Origin of the sequence: Roseomonas sp. CAU 1739, from assembly GCF_039839775.1 — a bacterium.
In the GTDB taxonomy this organism is placed as follows: Bacteria; Pseudomonadota; Alphaproteobacteria; order Acetobacterales; family Acetobacteraceae; genus Neoroseomonas.
Map to the genome: position 1 here is coordinate 629,171 of NZ_JBDOQQ010000001.1, position 17,870 is coordinate 647,040.

Below are 17,870 nucleotides of genomic sequence, written 5' to 3' on the forward strand. Positions count from 1 at the left end.
CACCGCGCGCGCCGCCGCCGACCAGAACGGGTTCTGGTGCGGGAAGGTCACCGATCAGCAGCCGAGGCGATCGGCCAGGTCCTCGAAGGACGACGCCACCGCCTCCCAATCCTGTTCGGCATGGGTGTCGGTGGTTTGGTTCGGGCCGTGCTCGGTCGCGCGCAGCACGAAGGCGGTCTTCAGCCCGGCACGGCGCGCCGCCGCCAGGTCACCGTTATGGGCCGCGACCAGCGCGACTTCACCGGGTGCGAGGCCGAGGATCTCGGCCGTGCGGGTATAGGATTCCGGCTGCGGCTTGTAGGCCTGCGCGGCCTCCGCGCCGAGGATCGCATCCCACGGAATGCCGGCGCGCTTCGCCATGTTCGCCAGCAGCAGGATGTTGCCGTTCGACAGAGGGGCGAGGAAGTGCTTCGGGCGCATCCGCAGCAGCCCCGGAATGGCGTCCGGCCAGGGATCGAGCCGATGCCAGGCGCGGTTCAGCCAATCCAGTTCCGCTGCCGTGATGCCCGCCGGGTCGATCCCATGATCCGCCAGCACGCCATCGAGGTTCTCACGATGCAGCACGTCTAGCCGGGTGAAGGGGCGGGCGCCGGAGCGCACCGCCTCCATCGCCGGCTGGTAGCGCCGCCGCCAGGCATCGGCGAAGGCGTGGGCGTCGATGTCGCCGCGGCCATGGCGCGCGAGGAATGTCTTCGCATCGCGTGCGATGCCATTGCGCCAGTCCACGACGGTCCCGAAGGTATCGAAGACCAGCGCCTTCACGCCCGGAAGCGCGCTCATTCCGCGGCCTTCGCGGGCTCGGGCTGGGCCCAGCGCTGCTCGAAATCCCACACCTCGGGGAAGCCCATGAGTTCCGTCATGCGCTTGAAGCCGTAAGATTCGCCGATGGCGATGCTGTCGCCATGCTGCTTCAGATGGCCGTAGACACGTTCCATCGCGGCGGCCATCGCCAGGAAGCCAACCGCCGGATAGATCGCGATGGCGTAGCCGATCTCCTGCAGCGTCTTCGCCGGCAGCAGCGGCGTGCGGCCACCCTCGACCATGTTGGCGAGCAGCGGCTTGCTGATCGCCTTGCCGATGGCGCGCATCTCCGCTTCGCTCTCGGGGCTTTCGATGAAGACGACATCGGCGCCGGCATCGCCGAACATCAACCCGCGGCGGATCGCTTCCTCCAGCCCCAGCGTCGTGCGCGCATCGGTGCGGGCGACAATCAGGAAGTCAGGACTGGTGCGCGCCTCGGCCGCGACCTTGATCTTCAGTACCATCTCCTCGGCGGGGATGACGCGGCGGCCCGGTGTGTGGCCGCACTTCTTCGGCATCTCCTGGTCCTCGAGCTGGATGCCCGAGATGCCGGCGGCCTCATACCCCATGACCGTGTGGCGGACGTTGAGCAGCCCGCCATAGCCGGTATCGGCATCGGCGATCATCGGCGTCTTCACGCCGCGCGCCATCTGCCCCATGCGGGAGACCATATCGGCATAGGTGGCGATGCCCGCATCCGGCACGCCCAGATGCGAGGCCACCGTGCCGAAGCCGGTGCCGTAGAGGCAGTCGAACCCCATGCCATCGGCGACCTTGGCCGAGATCATGTCGAAGATGCCGGGGGCGACGATGAACTTCTTCTGCTCGAACGTTCGGCGGAGGGCGGGATTGGCCATCGGTTTGGTTCCTATTGCTGCGGACGGATGTGGCCGGCCTGCGCGGCGGCGGCCCAGATGCGGTCATCGCGCTGCATCGCTTCGAGCAGCGCGGGGGCGGGACGGAAATCGCGTTCGACGCCCAGGGCGACGAGGCGTTGTTGGAATTGCGGATCGTCGAAGACGCGCTGCACGGTGCCGGCGATCGTCGCGGCCAGCGCGGGGTCCATGCGCGGTGGGGCCAGCATTGCCACCCAACCCGACAGGTCGAATTCCGCGATGCCCTGTTCCTGCACGGTGGGCGCATCGGGGAAATACGGCGTGCGCGTCGCGGTGGACACCGCCAGGACCCGCACTCGGCCGGTGCCGATATGCGGCATCGCGCTGACCGTGCTGGTCCAGCCGGTGGGCAGGTGCCCCGCAACGATGTCGTTCATCAGCTGACCGCCAGAGCGATAGGCGACATCGGGCATCTCCACCCCCGCGCGGCGGGCGAGTTCCTGCCCGACGAAGGAGGACAGCGCCTCGGTGCTGCCGGTGCCGACGCGGCCCGGATTGGCCTTCGCGTGGTCGATCATGGCACGCAGGCTGTCGAAGGGCTGGTTGGTGCCGGAGACGAGCACCATGGTGTTGCGCGTCAGCATCGCGATCGGCGTGAAGTCGCGGATCGCATCATAGGGCATCGACGGCAGGTGGTAGCGGTTCATCACATGGGTCGAGACCACCACCAGCAGCGTGTGGCCATCCGGCTCGGCGCGGGCCACGGCTTCGGACCCCACGACGCCGGCGCCACCCGCGCGGTTCTCCACCACGAAGGGCTGCGGCAGGATGGGGCGCAGTGCCTCCCCCAGCGCACGGGCCAGGATGTCGGTGCCGCCGGATGCGGCATAGGGGACGATCACGCGCACGGGGCGGGACGGCCAGGCACTTTGCGCGGCAACGACCCTTGGCATGGCCAGGGCGGCAGCGGCGAACAGCACGGGGCGGCGGCGAAGCGTCATGACGATGTTCTCCCTGGGCCGGGACATTCCACCGCCACGACCCCCCTGTAAACCGGTGCCGCGGTGCGCGACCATGATGCCTGACACGGCAGGGGGGATCACCATGTCCGACGCCGAGGCGCAGGTTGCGATCGAAGCCTTCCTGGCAGCGATCGACGCGGGTGATGCCGCGGCCATCGACGCGATGGTATTGCCTGGCGCGACCTTCGATTGCGAGTTCCAAGGCGCGCAGGTGCCACTGGACCGCGAATCATGGCTGGCCATCGTGCGGGGCCGCGCCTCGGGCGGCCTGCGCAATGCGCTGCTGATGACCCTGCGGCCCGACGGCGCGGGCTTCAAGGTGGATACGCGCTACCCCGACGTCACGCTGACCGATCGTGTGCTGTTGCGTCCGGGCCCGGAGGGCTGGCGCGTTGCCGGCGTCCTCACCACCGGCTGACTGGCGCCGGCCCGTGTTCCGGGCCAGCATCGCGCGAAATCGGGAGGACCCCCATGCCAGCCAGCGACATCGCCGCGATCGAGGCCGTTCTGCAGACCTATTTCGACGGCCTGCACGAAGGCGACGCGGACAAGCTCGCCGCCGCCTTCCACCCCTGCGCGCACCTTTATTCCGACAAGGACGGCGTTGTGCAGGACCTGCCGCGCGAGCAGTGGTTCGACTGGGTGCGCAACCGCCCGAGCCCCAAGGCGAAGGGCCTCGCGCGGGAGGACCAGGTCCTCATGCTCGACCAGTCCGGGCCGGAGACGGCGATGGCCAAGGTCGCCTGCCAGATCCCGCCGCGCTTCTTCACCGACTACCTGGTGTTCCTGAAGACGGCGGAAGGTTGGAAGATCGTCAGCAAGGTGTTCCGCACGGATGTGCGCGACTAGATCAGGTCGCGTCTGACTGGCTTCAGCCAGGCGCTGGACGATGCTCGCATGGACGGAGCATTGGAGCGGCTTGGCTGGGTGCAGTCGAGGGCGAGGCGGCCTAGACGGCGCAGGCCACCGCGATGGCGCTGGTGTCGTAGTATTCGCGGAACTCCGCCACCTGGCCGTCGCGCAGGCGCAGCACATCGACCTTGTCGAGTTCCTGCTCCATGCCGCTGCGATGGAAGCGGGCACGCACCGTCGCGGTGACGGCGGCCCAGTCACCATCGACGATGATTTGCCCGATCCGATAGTCGAGGATGCGACACTCCGCGGCCAGCGCCGCGAAATAGGCCTGAACGCCCTCCCGCCCGATGCGTTCGCCGGACCAGGGCGCACTGGCGGTGTCCTCGCCCGACACCCAGCGTACATCCTCGGCCATCGCCCCGATCACGGAGGCCATGTCGCCGGCGAGGTAGGCGGCGTAAAGCGCGTCCACGCGGGCGCGATTGCGCGCAGTGAGATCCTCGGCCATGGCACGATCCTCCGTCGTTCTGATGCCGGAAGATCGGCTGCCAGGGCCGGATGGATCAAGCGCAATCGTTCAATCGACCCTGGCGCCGGAGGCCCGGACGATCGGCACCCATTTCTCGATCTCGGCGGCGATGAAGGCGCGCGTCGCGTCCGGCGTCATGCCATCGGGGATGGTGTTGCCCAAGGCGATCAGCCGGTCGCGGACATCCGGCTGCTTCAGCACCTCGGCGATCTGCTCATAGAGGAACTGGCGGATCACCATCGGAGTGCCGAGCGTGGTCGACCACGGCGTCCAGGTGGTCGCCTGGAAGCCGGGTAGGCCCGCTTCGGCCGAGGTCGGCACGTCCGGGATCATCGGTGACCGTTCGGGCGTGGCGATCACCAGCCCGCGCACCTGGCCGGTGCGGATCGGCTCGGTCACGAAGGAGATGGTGTCCGCCTGGAACGCGACGCGCCCGGCCAGCAGGTCCTGGAACGCGGCGGCGGATCCGCGATACGGCACGTGCTGCGCCTGCACCCCCATCAGGTGCAGCATCAACGCCGCGGCGATGTGACCCGTCGTCCCATTGCCGGAGGAGCCGAAGTCGAAACGCCCGGGATTCTCCGCCAGGCGAGACCGGAACTCCGCCAGCGTCCGCACCGGAAAGTCGTTGTTCACGACAAGCACGATGGCCGAATGGCTGGAGATGGTGACGTGATCCACCCCGGTCAGCGGATGTACCCGCAGCCGGTCGCCATACAGCCCGACATTCAGCGTGTGCGACCCCAGCGCGCCGACCAGCAGCGTGTAGCCGTCGGGTGGTGTCTGCGCGACGGTCTCGAAGGCGACGGTGCCGCCGCCGGACGGACGGTTCTCCACCACGAATTGCTGGCCGAGCCGCTGCGACAGCGCGGTCGCCACCAGCCGCGCATTGATGTCGGCATTGCCGCCCGGCGCGAGGGCGACGACGACGCGCACCGGCCGGTTCGGATACTCGGTGCCCGGCGCGCGCGGCTGCGCGAGGGCCGGCAGCGCGGCCAGCGCCATGGCGGCGCCGATCAGCGTCCTTCGGATCATGTTCGTCTCCCTGTTATGCGATGCTGTGTTCGAGGACGCCGACTCGCTCGACCTCCATCCGCAGCCGGTCACCCGGCTTCAGATAGCGTGGCGGATCGCAGAAATGCCCGACGCCGGCCGGCGTGCCGGTGGCGATCACGTCGCCCGGTTCCAGCGTCATGTAGCGTGACAGGAAGGCGATCAGCGTGGCCACGGGGAAGATCAGGTCCCGCGTGTTGCCATGCTGCACTTCCTCATCATTCAGCCAACAGCGCAGGTCGAGCGCCCAGGGCTCACCGACCTCATCGGCGGTGGCGATGCACGGCCCCATCGGGCAGAAGCCGTCCATGCCCTTGGCGAAGGATGTCATGGCGAGCGGCACGTCGAACTGGAATTCGCGCGCACTGATGTCGTCGAGCACGGTGTAGCCGGCGACATGATCCAGCGCGACGCCCTCGCTGACGTTGCGCGCGCGGCGGCCGATGACGACGGCGAGTTCCACCTCCCAATCCGGCTTCCTCACCGCCGGCGGGATTCGGACCGCCGCACCAGGCCCGACGACCGACGAGCTCGGCTTCATGAAGATGCGCGGCAGCTCCAGCTTCGGCCCGCTGACCTCCTTCGCATGATCGCCATAGTTGCGCCCGACACCCAGGATCTTCCCCGGCTTCAAGGGCGCCAGCAGGCGCATGGACGCGACCGGCACGCGCAGCACCGCATTCTCCGCCCGCGCGGAGAAGGCCAGCGCGCGGCCGGCGGCGACCATCGCGGCTTCATCGGCGATCAGCGCGACCATGTCGTCTGGGATGACGGCCGCGGCGGTGTCGGCCTCGCCACCCGCGCGCATGGCGGCGGACAGCGCCGGGCGCAATGCGACGACGTCATCGCCGACCAGCCCGCCCAGCGCAGGGCCCTCGATGGTGACAAGCCTCATGCCGCGAGCGCCGCGTAGTCGAGGTCGGCCATCACCTGCACGCGCAGGATGAAGCGGGGCTCATCCGGCCCGTAATCGGCGACCGCATTGTGCAGCGTGCCGATATTGTCCCACATCAGCACGTCGCCTTCGTCCCATTCGTGCTCGTAGAAGAACTTCTCCTGCGCCTGGTGGCGGAACAGATAGTCGAGCAGCGCGTCGCTTTCCGCGCGATCCATGCCCTCGACAAACATCGCGTAGCCGGAATTGCAGTAGAGGACCTTCCGCCCGGTGATCGGATGCAGCCGGACCATCGGCTGCGAGACCGGCGGCTTTTTCGCGCGCTGTTCCGGCGTCAGCGGCCCGCGGATCGAACCCGGGCGGATGCGCATCATGTCCCAGAACTTGGCGAAGTCATGGATCGCGGTGCGGCCCTCGATGCGGCTCCTCACCTCGGCCGGTAAATCGTCATAGGCCGCATGCATGTTGCGGAACTGCGTGCAGCCGATCGCCCGCCCGTCGCGCCGCGGCACGCGCTTGGCGTGCAGCACATTGGCCAGCGCGATCTCCTTCGAATAGGACATGTCCGTGTGCCAGCCCTGGCCGGCATCGGACAGGCCGATCGGCTTACCCGCGGCGTCCTTCATGTTGGACAGATGCATCACCTCGGGGTGCCCGTCGGCATGGAACAGGTTGGCGACGTTGACTTCCAGCGTGCCAAAGCGGCTGCCGAAGGCCGACAGCGCCGCCGCATCCAGCTCCTGTCCCGGGAAGCACAGCACGCCGTATTGCCCGAGGGCGCGCAACACCGTCCTGAAATCCTCGGCTGACAGGGTCCGCGAAAGGTCGATCCCCTCCACGCGCGCCCCCAGCCCGGCATTGTTCGGGGTGATCCGCATCGGAACGTTCCTCGTCTTGATTGGACGGAAGGGTGCGATGGGCCGGTGCCCCCCGTCAACGCGGGGCCGTCTTTCGCGCCGCGGCGTGACGGGGCAGCATGGCGTCCATGGAAGACTCATCGGACAAGCCGCGGATCGTCGTGATCGGCGGCGGCATCGTCGGCCTCTGCGTGGCCTGGCACCTGGCGAAGCGCGGGCTGCGGCCCATCGTGCTGGATGCGCGAAAGGCGCATGCGGCGTCATCGGGCAATGCGGGGGCGATCAGCCATGGCTCGGTCGCACCGCTCGCCATGCCCGGCGTGCTGCGCCAGGTGCCGAAGATGATGATGGACCCCGCGGGCGCGCTGCACATTCCGCTGCGCTACTGGCTGCGCGCGGCACCCTGGCTGCTGCGCTTCGTCGCCTCGGCCCGGACCTCGCAGGTCGAGGCGGCGGCCAATGCGCTCGGCGCTCTGTTCTTCGGCACGCTCGAACGTCACAAGGAAATCCTGCTCGCCGAGGGTGCGACCGACCTGATCCGCGAGGCCGGGCAGATGTACCTGTATCGCGACGATGCGCAGATGGCGAAGGATGCCGCCTCGCTGGACCTGCGCCGCCGCCACGGGCTGCGGATGGAGATGCTGGACCGCGCCGCGCTCGCCGCGCTCGAACCCGCGATCGCGCCGGCCTATACCCGCGCCATCCTGCTGCCGGACCACGGGTCCTGCGTGAATCCCGCGCGGCTGACGGAGGTCGTCGCCGCCGGCGTGCGCCGCCTGGGTGGCGAGATCCGCGAGGTGGAGGTGCGCGCCATCCGCCTCGATGGCCGCCGCGCCGCGGGGGTGGTGACGGATGAAGGTCTGATCCCCGCCGACCAGGTCGTGCTCGCCGCCGGAGCCTGGTCGGCGCGCCTGCTCGCACCGCTCGGCATCAAGGTGCCGCTGGAGACCCAGCGCGGCTACCACATGATGCTGCCGGATTCCGGCGTGACGGTGGGGCGAGTGCTGTCGCCGGCTGACCGCAAGGTCTTCATCTCACCAATGGAGGACGGCCTGCGCGTCGCCGGCTCGGTCGAGATCGCCGGCCTCGACGCCCCGCCGAATGAGGCCCGCGCGCAACTGCTGCTGAACGACCTGCGCGCTGTCTTCCCCGACGTGCAGACCTATGGCGCGACGACCTGGATGGGCCATCGCCCCTGCCTGCCGGACAGCGTGCCCGTGCTGGGGCCGCTCAAGACCTGGGACGGCATCTGGTGCGCCTTTGGCCACGGCCATCTCGGCCTGACCGGATCGGCGCCGACCGGGGCGCTGATTGGCGCGGCGATCGCTGGCGAGAAGCCGAATTTCGACTTCGCGCCGTTCGCCGCCGAGCGGTTCTGACCTACAGCGCGAAAGCGACCGCGCCGGTGAATCGCAGCACCGGCGGATCGGCATCGTCGGTGACCGGATAATAGGCGGGGATGCCCGTGGTTTCCTGCGCTCCGTTCATCGGGTCGAGGATCGTCCATTGATCGGCCCGCGCATCGGCATAGCCGACCACGACGAAATGACCGACGACCGTCGCATCCACCTCCCACTCCGCGAAGGCAAGGGCCGGCTTGCCGGCGTGCACGCGGCGATGGAGCGCGGCGCGTAGATCGCCCGTCGTGGAGAAGGTCTCCAACGCGTTCGGCACCGCCATGCTGCGGAGCACGGCCGACAGGTTGCCGATCTCGGCGCCGCTCGAGGGATTCCACGGTTTGGGATAGGCCTTGGACAGCGCGATCACCCCGCCTTCATCGGCGATCGGGTCCGCGCCGTGCACATTCGCCCACATGATCAGGCAGCAGGCCGGCCCGCAGGTGACCTGCGTCTTCTGCCGGTACATCCGGTAGGTGCGGCTGTGCGTGTCCGTGAAGCTGGTCATGGCGGTCATGTGCGCTGCCTTTCAGGGCGGGTAGCCCGCATGGGGCATGACCATGCAGCGAAACGCGCCGTGGCGCTGTGAAGCAGATCGCATCGCACGGGCGGCCGCTGGTCAGGGTGCGATCGCGCTTTCCCGCTCGCAGTTCACGACAAGGCCGCAATCCGGTGGCGGGGTTCGCACTTCACCCGCGCGGCAATTGCCAGGCCACCAGCACCGCGATGGCGGCCGGCACCGCGAAGTTCACCAGCAGGATCGGCAGTTCCTGCATCACCGTGTAGCCGGCGCGTGTGACGCCCACCCACATGTTCACGATGGCGACCAGCAGCCAGGTAGCCACGAAGGCCTGCGCGCCGGTCGCCGAGCCTGCCAACCCATGGCCCCACAGCCAGCCGAACAGCAGGAACACGCTGAGCAGCAACACTCCGCCCAGCATCACAAGCACCATATGCATCGTCGGCCATCTCCGTCGTTTCGCTCGCAACGATACAGGGTGATGGTCACGCTGCCAGATGCAGAATGGCCTCGAGGTCGGCAGGCCCGGTGATCGGCCTTGGGTTGGTCGCGATCGGCGCATCCCCGGTCCAGCGCGCGGCCAGGCCGTGTATCTCCGCGGCCGTGATGCCCTGCTGCGACAGCCGCGTCGGCAGCCCCAGGCCGCGCACGAAGGCCTCGATCGCCGGCCCGGCTTCCTCCCCGCCGAAGATGTGCGCGAGTTCACGCTGCCGCGCTTCGTTCACCGGCGCGTTCCAGCGCATCACCGCATGCAGCATCAGGCAGGATGTGATGCCATGCGGAACGCCACGCGCGGCCCCCAGGATGTAGCCGAGCCCATGGCTGGCCCCCACCGGCACGCCGGCCCAGCCCCCCATCACCGACAGCCAGGCCGCCTGCTGGCAGGCGCCCCGCGCGGCGAGGTCATCCGGATGCCGCTTCACTCGCGGCAGGTTGTCCGCCAGCATCACCATCGCTTCGCGCGACACCGCATCGGAGAAGGGCAGGGGCCGCGTGGAGCACCAGCGTTCCGCCGCATGATCGAGCGCACGGATGCCGGAGGACAGGTATAGCTCCGCCGGTGTCTCCATCGTCGCGGCCGGGTCCAGCACCACCGCGCGCGGCACCATCCACGGATCGAGCGCACGATACTTCCGCCCCGCCGCGATATCCGTGTAGCCCGCATTCGGCGCGAATTCCGCGGCCGAGAGCGTGGTCGGCACCGCGACGATGCGTGGCGTAGGCGCGGCCCCATCCCAGAATGCCGGTGCCGCCCCACGCGATGCCGCCGCGCCGATCAGCGACCCGGCATCGGCGATGCCGCGCCACACCGCAAGGCACGCCACCTTCGACCCGTCGATCACCGACCCGCCGCCGAGGGCGACGACCAGATCGGCTTCCTGCTCGCGCAGCAGCGTCGCCAGGGCCAGCACGTCCTCGACCGGGCTGTGCGCGCGCATGGCGGAGAAGAAGCCGGCAAGCCGCCCGCCGATCGCCGCCTTGGCCGCGGCGACCAGCGCGCCGCCGGCCAGCGAGCGCGTGGTGACAAGCACGACGCGTGCGGCGTCGGCAATCTCGCGCGGCAGCGCCTCGGCCAACGCGGTGTCGTGATAGACGCGGCCCTGGGCTGGCCATTGATGCAGATGCGCGGCCATCGCTTCCTCCCGATCCCCGAGGGGGAGAATGCGGCGATGGTCGCCGCCGGACAATCTATTGCGCCGCGGCCAGCGACGCCGTGCGCGGCGGCACCAGATGCCGCAGCTTTGGCGCCACCTCGGATTGCAGCAGGCCGAGCGAGGTCTTCCACGCCTCCGGGTTCTCGACATAGTCGAAGCCGAAGACGAGAAGCTGCCCGAAGCCACCGACCTCGTTGTAGATGCGCTCGATCTTCTCGGCGACCGTCTTCGGGCCGCCGACGATCCAGTTGTGGTGCGCGCAGTATTCCACGGTGACGTCGGAATCCGGCACCGACGGGTCGTGCTTCAGGTAGTCCTTGAAGCCGAACTGCGCGAGCAGTTGCAGGAAGTATTCCCCCATCATCCGGCCCATATGCGATCCGACGGACAGCCGCCAGGCTTCCTCGTCGGTCTCGGCGACGAAGATCTCGCGCACCAGGCGCCAGTCGCCGCGCCAGGGCGTGCGGCCGGACTTCTTCGCGCCGATCTCTACGCTGTCCCAGTGGGAGGCGACATAGGCCGGGTTGAGGTTGAGCGAGAGCGGCAGGAAGCCCTTCTCGCCGGCGAGTTTCAGCGTGTCGGAATTCTTTGACAATCCAGCCACGCCGATCGGCGGATGCGGCGCCTGGAACGGTTTGATGTGCGGCTTCAGGAAGCCGAACATCGTATCCGGCTTGTCGACCTTCCAATACTTGCCGTCATGGTGCCAGGGCCCGTCCTCGGACCACATGCGCAGGATGATGTCGAGCGCCTCGCGCGTCATGTCGCGGTTCTGCCCTGACATGCCATCGACGTTGAACATCGCCCAGTCGGACGGTAGGCCCGATGCGGCAATGCCGAAATTGAGCCGACCTTCCGAGAGATGGTCGAGCATCGCAACACGGTTCGCGAGTTCCGCCGGATGGTGATAGGGCAGCAGGAAGCCGCCCGGGCCGATGCGCAGCCGCTTGGTCTGCATCAGCGCCTGCGCCACCAGCAGGTCGGGGGCGGGATGCGGTTCCCAGGGCGCGGTGTGGTGCTCGCCGATCCAGGCCTCGGTGTAGCCCATCTCGTCCAGCCAGCGCAGGACCTGCAGGTCCCAGTCGTGGCCGGCCTTCAGGCCGCGCTCAGGCGGATGGGACGGCATGGCGAAATAGCCGAATTCCATCGTTTGCTTCCTCCGCTCCGGTTGCTCCGGGTTGCACGGGATGATCGGACTGCTCGCCATGGGGTGCAACGGAAAAGCGAAAAAGTGTTGGGCACCACCCGTCGACGGTGCAGGCACCTGCCGCTACCGTAGCTTGGCGCATCAGAACGCCATGTCGGGTTCAAGACAGTGGAGGAAATGAATCATGCCATCAGGACATCGTCGCGACGTGCTTGCCGGCGCGGCCATTCTGGCCGGCGTCACCCTTATCGCTGGAGAAGCGGCAGCGCAGGAGCAGGCCGCGGTGGCCGGCGCCGTGGAGGCGCTGACCAAGGCCATGCTGGATGTGGATCGCGACAAGCTGCTCGCGGTCACCGCCGAGCAATTGAGTTACGGCCATTCGGCCGGGCGGATCGAGAACCGCCAGCAATTCGTGGACAACATCATGTCCCGTTCCAGCATGTTCCGGCGGATCGAATTGAGCGAGCAGACGATAGGTCTGGCCGGCAACAGCGCGATCGTCCGCCACCTGTTTGTCGGCGAGACGGTGAATCCCCAGGGGCAGGTCAGCCCGGTGCGGATCGGGGTCCTGCAGGTCTGGCAGAAGCCGGGCAGCAACTGGCTGCTGCTGGCACGCCAGGCCTATCGGCTGTGACGGCGTGGGACGGGCGCGCGCGGCGCCCGTCCCACCGGCTCAGCGCATCGGCCAGGCGTACATCAGCCCGCCATCGGTCCACAGCCGGTTCAGCCCGCGCTCCAGCCCGATCGGAGTGTCGGGGCCGATCGTGCGGTTGAACAGCTCGCCATAGTTCCCGATCGCGCGGATCGCGTTGTAGGCCCAATTGGTATCGAGCTTCAGCGCATTGCCCAGCAGCGGATCCACGCCCAGCAGGCGGCGGATTTCCGGATTGGTGCTGGTGCGGCGCAGCTCCTCGGCATTCTGGCTGGTCACGCCGAGTTCCTCGGCATTGATCAGCGCGGAGATCGTCCAGCGGATCACGTCGAACCATTCCTGGTCGTCGCGCCGCACGACGGGGCCGTAGGGCTCCTTCGAGAAGCGCTGCGGCAGGATCACGAAGTCATCAGGCCGGGTGAACTGGCTGCGCAGGGCAGCGAGCTGCGTCGCATCCGTGCCGATCGCGTCGCAGCGACCCGCCTGGAGCGACACCGCATTGTCCTGCATCCGTTCCTGCAGCACCGGGGTGAAGCGGAGGTTGTTGGTGCGGAACCAGTCGGTCGTCACCAGCTCGTTGGTCGTGCCCGGGGACAGGCAGATCGTCATGCCGTCCATTTCCTTCGGGTCGCGGATATTCGCGTCCCGCCGCACCATGAAGCCATGGCCGTCATACAGGTTGGCGATGGTCAGCCGCAGGCCAAGCGTGGTGTCGCGCGACATGGACAGCGTGGTCTGGCGGATCAGCACGTCGATCTCGCCCGATTGCAGCGCGGTGAAGCGCTGCACCGCGGTCAGCGGCACGAAGCGGACCTTGTTGGGGTCGCCCAGCACGGCTGCCGCGACGGCGCGGCACAGATCGGCATCCATGCCGCGCCAGACGCCCTGGCTGTCAGGCAGGGAGAAGCCGGCGACGCCGACATTGACGCCGCAGGCGAGCACGCCACGGCTCTTCACGCCGTCGAGCGTGGCGCCGGCCATGGCCGGCCCGCCGAATGCCATTCCCAATCCGGCGGCGACTGCCGCCATCCAGCCCGTGATTTTCATGTTCGTTCCTTTTCGTGCCGCGTGACTGCGTCGAAAGTCATGACTGCACCAAAGCGGGCCAGCGCGAGCCCAGGCTATCCGCGCTTGGTCTTGTCCGCCTCGTTGCGCGCCTTGATCCGCGCGCGTGCTTCCTCCCACTCCGCATCGCCCCATGCAAGATAGTCCTGGAAGCCGCCACCCCCCGTCAGCCATCCGCCGCCATCGAGCGCGATGGTCTCCCCATTGATCCAGATCGGACTCAACAGGAAGGCGGCGAGGTCGCCGATATCCTGCGGCGTGCCGATGCGCCGCATCGGGTTCGCCTTCGCCAACCGCTCCTCCGGATTGTTCTCCCCCGGACGCAGCCGCGCGAACATCCCCTCTGTCGGGATGGTCCCGGGCGCGATCGCATTCAGCCGGATGCCGTGCCGCCCCCATTCCACGGCGATCGACTTGGTCATCGCATCGATCCCCGCCTTGGACATGGCGGACGGCACAACGAAGGGCGCGCCGGTGCGCACCCAGGTCACGATGATCGACACCACCGCGCCGCCGGTGCCGTCCTTGATCCAGCGTTTTCCCAACGCCTGCGTCACCTGGAAGGTGCCGTGGAAGACGATGTCGGCGATGGCGTGGAAGGCGCGGGAGGACAGATCCTCCGTCCGGCTGATGAAGTTGCCGGCGGCGTTGTTGATCAGATGCGTCGCCGGCCGGCCTTCCGCCCACATCGCGGCGATGGCGGCCTCGATCGCCTCGGGGTCCTTGATGTCCACGGCGCGGGCGGCCGCCCTGCCGGGATACCGCGCGTTCATGGCGTCGGCGGTGGCCTGCACCACCTCGCCGCGCCGTCCCCAGACTTCAACGGATGCACCCAGCGCCAGCAGGCGTTCCGCCATCATCCGCCCCAGGCCGGTGCCGCCGCCGGTCACCAGCACGCGGGCGCCGGCGAACAGATCCTCGCGGAACATCGCACCTACTCCGCGGCGAGGAAGCGGGTGAAGTCCGGCTTGCGCTTCTCCTGGAAGGCGGCGACGGCCTCGGCGGCCTCGGGCCCGCGCAGCAGGGCGCTGAACTGCGCGAATTCCTCGGTCATATGAGCGGACAGGCGGGCTTCCTCGGCCTGGCGCAGCAGGCGCTTGGTCGTCGCCAAGGCCGCCGGCGGCTTGGCGGCGAGCTTGCGCGCGATGCCCTCGGCGAAGGGGAACAACTCGGTCAGTTGCACCACGGCATTGGCGATGCCGGCGCGCACCGCCGTCTCCGGGGTGAAGGCCTCGGCCAGCATCAGCAATTCATTGGCCAGCAACTGCCCGCCGCGCTGCGGCACGACCAGCGACGATCCGCCTTCCGGGCACAGGCCCAGATCGACGAAAGGCATTCGGAATACCGCGGTGTCGGCCGCATAGACGAAGTCGCAATGCAGCAGCAGCGTCGTGCCGATGCCGATCGCATAACCCGCCACGGCTGCCACGACCGGCTTCGGGCAGGCGCGCAGGGCGGCGAGGAATTCCCGCGCCGGGGAGGGCACATCCGCCTGCTGGTCGCCGCGTGCCTTGAAGTCGGCGACGTCGTTGCCGGAAGTGAAGCACGCCGCCCCGCCGGTGATGAACACCGCGCGCACCGCCGGCGAGGTCGCCGCCTCGCGCAGCGCCTCGCCCATCGCGGCATACATGGCGCGCGTCAGGGCGTTCTTCTTGTCGGGGCGGTCGATGCGGATGGTGCGCAGCCCATCGGCATCGGTGACGACGATCTCGGTCATGGTGTCCTCCCTCTGGTCTTCACGCCATGATCGGCGGAACGGCCTCCGCGATCCAGCGTGCAATCGCGGTGGCGCGTTCATCCTGGTGCGGCTGGGTGGTGATGGCGATGCCAAGGGGCATCCCCTCCACCGACATGCGCGGCACCGTCACCACCGGGCAGCCAAGGCCGGAACTGGCCGTGTTCATGATGGGGTTGCCGGTGGTGTGCAGGATGCGGTTGGTCGATCCGCCGGTATCGCCCGGCAGCGGCGCCGGCCCACAGGCCGGCAGGCCGATGAAGGCATCGACCTCGCCGGCGAGCGCGGCCTGGGCGCGGCGCATCTCTTCGCGCTGCAGCAGTCGCATGCGGTATTGCGGCAGCGTCACCGAACAGCCGAGCTCGAAGCGCGCCTTGAGGCTGTCCGACAGCGCATCCGGGTTCTTCGCCATCATGTTGGCGACCGACCAGGCGCTTTCATAGGCGCAGACATCCGTCGCCAGCCCCATCGCGCCCATCACGCGCTGCTCCAGCGCCTCCAGCAGAGGATGGTCGGCGCGGCGGATGATCGCCACACCCTGCGCGCGCAGCGCGTCCAGCGCCTTGTCGAAGGCCGCCAGCGCGCCCGCTTCCGCGAGCGGCCAGCCCTCCGTCTCCAGCACGGCGAGACGGCGCGGCTTGAATGCAGGCGGTGGCGCCTCCCCGGTGAAATACAGCCCCGGCGCGCCGGGGTCGCCGCCGACGCGCTTGGCGATCTCGACTGCGACGGACCACATGTCCTCGGCGCAGCCGGCATGGATGCCGACCGTCGATTGGCTGAAGCCCTGCCGTTCCCCGCGATTGAGCGCGCCCTGCGTCGGCTTCAGCGCCCAGTTGGCGTTGAAGGAGGCCGGGCGGATCACGCTGCCCAGCACCTGTGTGCCGATCGCGACAGGCAGCATCCGCGCGCTGATCACCGCGCCTGATCCGGACGACGACCCGCCCGGCGTGCGTCGCAGGTCGAAGGGATGGCGCGTCGGCCCCGGATGCGACATGCCCAATTCGGTGGTGACGGTCTTGCCGACGATCACCGCGCCCGCCGCGCGCAGCGCCTGCACCAGCGCGGAATCACGCCCCGGCCGGTTTCCCTTGTAGAAGGCGCTGCCCATCTCGGTGGGCATGTCGCGCGTCTCAAGCAGGTCCTTGATGCCGATGGGCATGCCGTCGATCGGGGAGAGCGGCACGCCGCCACGATGGCGCGCGGTGGACGCATCGGCGGCTTCGCGCGCGCCGTCCTCGTTCAGGTGCGCGAAGGCCATCACCTGCGGCTCCAGCGCCGCAATGGTCTCCAGGCAGCGTTCCAGATAGGCGCGCGGCGTATCGTCGCCGGTCAGGAAGCGCGGCACCGCGTCGTGGAAGGTCAGCGGGCGGAAGGTTTCCGGCGAATAGGATTGCGGGGCGGGCATGTCCATGCGGCATCTCCTCGGTTGCGGCGATGCTCGCCCGCATGCGGCGCGCCGGCAAGGCTGACAGCCGCGCGCGCTTCCGCGACAATGCCGGCAAGCATGAGGAGGAGAACGCTATGACACGGCAGGTGATGATGGTGACGGGCGGTTCGCGCGGCATCGGCGCAGCGACAGCGCTGCTCGCGGCCAAGCGCGGCTATGACCTGATGCTGACCTATCGCACCGCCATCGATCGCGCCGAGGCGACGGCGCGCGCCTGCGAGGCCGAAGGTGCGCGCGTCGTGCTGATGCAGGGCGATGCCGGGACGGAGAGCGACATCCTCGCCGCCTTCAACCGTGCCGATGAGGTGTTCGGCCGCATCGACGTGCTGGTGAACAATGCCGGCATCACCGGGCCCAAGCGCCTGCTCGCCGACACGACGCTGGAGGAATGGACCGCCGTCTTCGCGCCGAACGTCTTCGGTGTCGTGCTGCATTGCCGGGAGGCGGTGCGTCGCATGTCCACCAGGCGCGGTGGGAAGGGTGGCGTGATCGTCAATGTCTCCTCCCGCGCCTCGGAGATCGGCGGCGGTGGCGAATGGATCCACTACGCCGCCAGCAAGGGTGCGATCGATACGCTGACCATCGGCCTGTCGCGTGAGGTCGCCGCCGAGGGCATCCGCGTCAACGCCGTCAATCCCGGCCTGATCGAAACCGAGATCCATGCCGCATCAGGTCAGCCCGACCGGCTGGCGCGGCTGTCGCCCGGCGTGCCGCTCGGCCGCCCCGGCCAGGCCGACGAAGTGTGTGAAGCGATTCTTTTCCTCGCCTCCGACGCCGCGTCATATATCACCGGAGCATGCCTGCCGGTGGGCGGCGGGCGCTGAACAGTCGAGGTCCTGCCATGGCCGATGCTGAATTGCTGCAACCCAAGGCGACCACCAGGGAAGGCATCCGTGTCGAGACTGCGGCGATCTTCCTGCTGCGCCACATCATCGCCTGGTCGGTGAAGGAGCAGAAGGAATTCGGCGGCGTCATCTACCTCGACACCGCCTCGGGCCAGATCCGCGCCACCGGGCCGGTCAGTGCGGAAAGCTCGGCCAACACGGTCTATATCGGGCAGGACAAGATCAACCTCGGCCTGCCGCCGACGCTGAAGCCGCTCGCCTGGTACCACACCCATCCGCTCACCGAGATGAATGGCTGGCACTTCGAATGGGATAAGTTCGAAGGCGGCGACTACGCCATCTCAACCTCGCGGCAGATCCCTGGCTATGTCTGCACGATGGACGGCGCGATGTGGCGCTTCGACCCGTCGCCGTCGCCGGATGCGGACCCCGTGACCGGGCATATCGAGCCGGACGGTCCGGGCAGCTGGGGCAAGATCCTCAACGTGCCGAAGGCGTCGATCGATACGCGGCACGCCAAGGCGTATGTGCAGCCCGAGGGCGGGCTGCACTGGTAGGA

General features: G+C 68.5%; 21 protein-coding genes. 6 read left to right on the forward strand and 15 right to left on the reverse strand.

Annotation, left to right across the window (positions count from 1 at the left end):
* Positions 1-54: 54 nt before the first annotated feature.
* Genes AAFN86_RS02995 through AAFN86_RS03005 form a run of 3 tightly spaced genes read right to left on the reverse strand, consistent with a single transcriptional unit; the run spans position 55 to position 2,638 of the window.
* Positions 55-780: a haloacid dehalogenase type II gene (locus AAFN86_RS02995; protein ID WP_347541725.1), complete on the reverse strand. Its 726-nt coding sequence runs from the start codon at positions 778-780 to the stop codon at positions 55-57.
* Entirely contained in the window at positions 777-1,658 is an 882-nt protein-coding gene (locus tag AAFN86_RS03000) for an isocitrate lyase/PEP mutase family protein (protein ID WP_347541726.1), read from the reverse strand. Before AAFN86_RS03000 ends, AAFN86_RS02995 begins: the two co-directional genes overlap by 4 nt.
* Positions 1,659-1,669: 11 nt before the next feature.
* The gene (locus tag AAFN86_RS03005) at positions 1,670-2,638 is read right to left on the reverse strand and encodes a tripartite tricarboxylate transporter substrate binding protein (protein WP_347541727.1); all 969 of its coding nucleotides are present in this window, start codon (positions 2,636-2,638) and stop codon (positions 1,670-1,672) included.
* Here AAFN86_RS03005 and AAFN86_RS03010 point away from each other — a divergent pair.
* Positions 2,637-3,077: a hypothetical protein gene (locus tag AAFN86_RS03010; RefSeq protein ID WP_347541728.1), complete on the forward strand. Its 441-nt coding sequence runs from the start codon at positions 2,637-2,639 to the stop codon at positions 3,075-3,077. The genes AAFN86_RS03005 and AAFN86_RS03010 overlap by 2 nt on opposite strands.
* A gap of 53 nt (positions 3,078-3,130) precedes the next feature.
* Complete coding sequence (locus AAFN86_RS03015; RefSeq protein ID WP_347541729.1) at positions 3,131-3,508, forward strand: nuclear transport factor 2 family protein; 378 nt, start codon at positions 3,131-3,133, stop codon at positions 3,506-3,508.
* A 100-nt stretch (positions 3,509-3,608) separates the two neighbouring features.
* Here AAFN86_RS03015 and AAFN86_RS03020 read toward each other — a convergent pair whose 3' ends face one another.
* The 4 genes from AAFN86_RS03020 to AAFN86_RS03035 all read right to left on the reverse strand — a co-directional run bounded on the left by AAFN86_RS03020 (position 3,609) and on the right by AAFN86_RS03035 (position 6,869).
* On the reverse strand, positions 3,609-4,022 hold the full coding sequence (locus AAFN86_RS03020; RefSeq protein WP_347541730.1) for a nuclear transport factor 2 family protein: 414 nt from the start codon (positions 4,020-4,022) through the stop codon (positions 3,609-3,611).
* Between the two features lie 69 nt (positions 4,023-4,091).
* The gene (locus AAFN86_RS03025; protein ID WP_347541731.1) at positions 4,092-5,078 is read right to left on the reverse strand and encodes a tripartite tricarboxylate transporter substrate binding protein; all 987 of its coding nucleotides are present in this window, start codon (positions 5,076-5,078) and stop codon (positions 4,092-4,094) included.
* Positions 5,079-5,091: 13 nt separating this feature from the next.
* The gene (locus AAFN86_RS03030; RefSeq protein WP_347541732.1) at positions 5,092-5,991 is read right to left on the reverse strand and encodes a fumarylacetoacetate hydrolase family protein; all 900 of its coding nucleotides are present in this window, start codon (positions 5,989-5,991) and stop codon (positions 5,092-5,094) included.
* Complete coding sequence (locus AAFN86_RS03035) at positions 5,988-6,869, reverse strand: TauD/TfdA family dioxygenase (RefSeq protein WP_347541733.1); 882 nt, start codon at positions 6,867-6,869, stop codon at positions 5,988-5,990. Before AAFN86_RS03035 ends, AAFN86_RS03030 begins: the two co-directional genes overlap by 4 nt.
* Positions 6,870-6,976: 107 nt before the next feature.
* Between AAFN86_RS03035 and AAFN86_RS03040 the strand changes: the two genes are divergently transcribed.
* Positions 6,977-8,227 carry an FAD-dependent oxidoreductase gene (locus AAFN86_RS03040; protein ID WP_347541734.1) on the forward strand — a complete coding sequence of 417 codons (1,251 nt, stop codon included), beginning with the start codon at positions 6,977-6,979 and terminating at the stop codon, positions 8,225-8,227.
* A 1-nt stretch (position 8,228) separates the two neighbouring features.
* On the opposite strand, the gene AAFN86_RS03045 is transcribed toward AAFN86_RS03040, so the two are convergent.
* The 4 genes from AAFN86_RS03045 to AAFN86_RS03060 all read right to left on the reverse strand — a co-directional run bounded on the left by AAFN86_RS03045 (position 8,229) and on the right by AAFN86_RS03060 (position 11,567).
* On the reverse strand, positions 8,229-8,762 hold the full coding sequence (locus tag AAFN86_RS03045) for a hypothetical protein (RefSeq protein WP_347541735.1): 534 nt from the start codon (positions 8,760-8,762) through the stop codon (positions 8,229-8,231).
* Between the two features lie 172 nt (positions 8,763-8,934).
* Entirely contained in the window at positions 8,935-9,204 is a 270-nt protein-coding gene (locus tag AAFN86_RS03050; protein ID WP_347541736.1) for a hypothetical protein, read from the reverse strand.
* Between the two features lie 46 nt (positions 9,205-9,250).
* A complete protein-coding gene (locus AAFN86_RS03055) occupies positions 9,251-10,399 on the reverse strand; it encodes an iron-containing alcohol dehydrogenase (RefSeq protein WP_347541737.1) in 1,149 nt (382 codons plus the stop codon).
* A 55-nt stretch (positions 10,400-10,454) separates the two neighbouring features.
* The gene (locus AAFN86_RS03060; protein WP_347541738.1) at positions 10,455-11,567 is read right to left on the reverse strand and encodes an LLM class flavin-dependent oxidoreductase; all 1,113 of its coding nucleotides are present in this window, start codon (positions 11,565-11,567) and stop codon (positions 10,455-10,457) included.
* 208 nt (positions 11,568-11,775) lie between these two features.
* Here AAFN86_RS03060 and AAFN86_RS03065 point away from each other — a divergent pair, with 208 nt between their 5' ends.
* Positions 11,776-12,201, forward strand: coding sequence for a nuclear transport factor 2 family protein (locus AAFN86_RS03065; protein WP_347541739.1), 426 nt, complete (start codon positions 11,776-11,778; stop codon positions 12,199-12,201).
* A 39-nt stretch (positions 12,202-12,240) separates the two neighbouring features.
* Here the strand turns inward: AAFN86_RS03065 and AAFN86_RS03070 are convergent, their stop codons facing one another.
* From AAFN86_RS03070 to AAFN86_RS03085, 4 genes are all read right to left on the reverse strand, one after another.
* Entirely contained in the window at positions 12,241-13,266 is a 1,026-nt protein-coding gene (locus AAFN86_RS03070; protein WP_347541740.1) for an amino acid ABC transporter substrate-binding protein, read from the reverse strand.
* Between the two features lie 74 nt (positions 13,267-13,340).
* Complete coding sequence (locus AAFN86_RS03075; protein WP_347541741.1) at positions 13,341-14,213, reverse strand: SDR family oxidoreductase; 873 nt, start codon at positions 14,211-14,213, stop codon at positions 13,341-13,343.
* Between the two features lie 5 nt (positions 14,214-14,218).
* Positions 14,219-15,001 carry an enoyl-CoA hydratase gene (locus AAFN86_RS03080; RefSeq protein WP_347541742.1) on the reverse strand — a complete coding sequence of 261 codons (783 nt, stop codon included), beginning with the start codon at positions 14,999-15,001 and terminating at the stop codon, positions 14,219-14,221.
* A gap of 19 nt (positions 15,002-15,020) precedes the next feature.
* Positions 15,021-16,430 (reverse strand): amidase, encoded by a 1,410-nt coding sequence (locus AAFN86_RS03085; protein ID WP_347541743.1) that lies wholly within the window; start codon positions 16,428-16,430, stop codon positions 15,021-15,023.
* A gap of 23 nt (positions 16,431-16,453) precedes the next feature.
* Here AAFN86_RS03085 and AAFN86_RS03090 point away from each other — a divergent pair, with 23 nt between their 5' ends.
* Both AAFN86_RS03090 and AAFN86_RS03095 read left to right on the forward strand, forming a co-directional pair.
* Positions 16,454-17,290, forward strand: a complete 837-nt coding sequence (locus tag AAFN86_RS03090) for an SDR family oxidoreductase (RefSeq protein ID WP_347541744.1) — start codon at positions 16,454-16,456, stop codon at positions 17,288-17,290.
* A gap of 17 nt (positions 17,291-17,307) precedes the next feature.
* A complete protein-coding gene (locus AAFN86_RS03095) occupies positions 17,308-17,868 on the forward strand; it encodes a DUF4329 domain-containing protein (RefSeq protein ID WP_347541745.1) in 561 nt (186 codons plus the stop codon).
* Positions 17,869-17,870: the final 2 nt, after the last annotated feature.

Bases quoted from the DNA above. Each gene is read 5' to 3' on its own strand.
- AAFN86_RS02995 (WP_347541725.1), bottom strand. From the start codon at position 780: ATGAGCGCGCTTCCGGGCGTGAAGGCGCTGGTCTTCGATACCTTCGGG.
- AAFN86_RS03035 (WP_347541733.1), bottom strand. From the start codon at position 6,869: ATGCGGATCACCCCGAACAATGCCGGGCTGGGGGCGCGCGTGGAGGGG.
- AAFN86_RS03010 (WP_347541728.1), top strand. From the start codon at position 2,637: ATGACGATGTTCTCCCTGGGCCGGGACATTCCACCGCCACGACCCCCC.
- AAFN86_RS03080 (WP_347541742.1), bottom strand. From the start codon at position 15,001: ATGACCGAGATCGTCGTCACCGATGCCGATGGGCTGCGCACCATCCGC.
- AAFN86_RS03085 (WP_347541743.1), bottom strand. From the start codon at position 16,430: ATGGACATGCCCGCCCCGCAATCCTATTCGCCGGAAACCTTCCGCCCG.
- AAFN86_RS03020 (WP_347541730.1), bottom strand. From the start codon at position 4,022: ATGGCCGAGGATCTCACTGCGCGCAATCGCGCCCGCGTGGACGCGCTT.
- AAFN86_RS03055 (WP_347541737.1), bottom strand. From the start codon at position 10,399: ATGGCCGCGCATCTGCATCAATGGCCAGCCCAGGGCCGCGTCTATCAC.
- AAFN86_RS03040 (WP_347541734.1), top strand. From the start codon at position 6,977: ATGGAAGACTCATCGGACAAGCCGCGGATCGTCGTGATCGGCGGCGGC.
- AAFN86_RS03050 (WP_347541736.1), bottom strand. From the start codon at position 9,204: ATGCATATGGTGCTTGTGATGCTGGGCGGAGTGTTGCTGCTCAGCGTG.
- AAFN86_RS03015 (WP_347541729.1), top strand. From the start codon at position 3,131: ATGCCAGCCAGCGACATCGCCGCGATCGAGGCCGTTCTGCAGACCTAT.
- AAFN86_RS03025 (WP_347541731.1), bottom strand. From the start codon at position 5,078: ATGATCCGAAGGACGCTGATCGGCGCCGCCATGGCGCTGGCCGCGCTG.
- AAFN86_RS03060 (WP_347541738.1), bottom strand. From the start codon at position 11,567: ATGGAATTCGGCTATTTCGCCATGCCGTCCCATCCGCCTGAGCGCGGC.
- AAFN86_RS03030 (WP_347541732.1), bottom strand. From the start codon at position 5,991: ATGAGGCTTGTCACCATCGAGGGCCCTGCGCTGGGCGGGCTGGTCGGC.
- AAFN86_RS03000 (WP_347541726.1), bottom strand. From the start codon at position 1,658: ATGGCCAATCCCGCCCTCCGCCGAACGTTCGAGCAGAAGAAGTTCATC.
- AAFN86_RS03095 (WP_347541745.1), top strand. From the start codon at position 17,308: ATGGCCGATGCTGAATTGCTGCAACCCAAGGCGACCACCAGGGAAGGC.
- AAFN86_RS03005 (WP_347541727.1), bottom strand. From the start codon at position 2,638: ATGACGCTTCGCCGCCGCCCCGTGCTGTTCGCCGCTGCCGCCCTGGCC.
- AAFN86_RS03075 (WP_347541741.1), bottom strand. From the start codon at position 14,213: ATGTTCCGCGAGGATCTGTTCGCCGGCGCCCGCGTGCTGGTGACCGGC.
- AAFN86_RS03070 (WP_347541740.1), bottom strand. From the start codon at position 13,266: ATGAAAATCACGGGCTGGATGGCGGCAGTCGCCGCCGGATTGGGAATG.
- AAFN86_RS03045 (WP_347541735.1), bottom strand. From the start codon at position 8,762: ATGACCGCCATGACCAGCTTCACGGACACGCACAGCCGCACCTACCGG.
- AAFN86_RS03090 (WP_347541744.1), top strand. From the start codon at position 16,454: ATGCTCGCCCGCATGCGGCGCGCCGGCAAGGCTGACAGCCGCGCGCGC.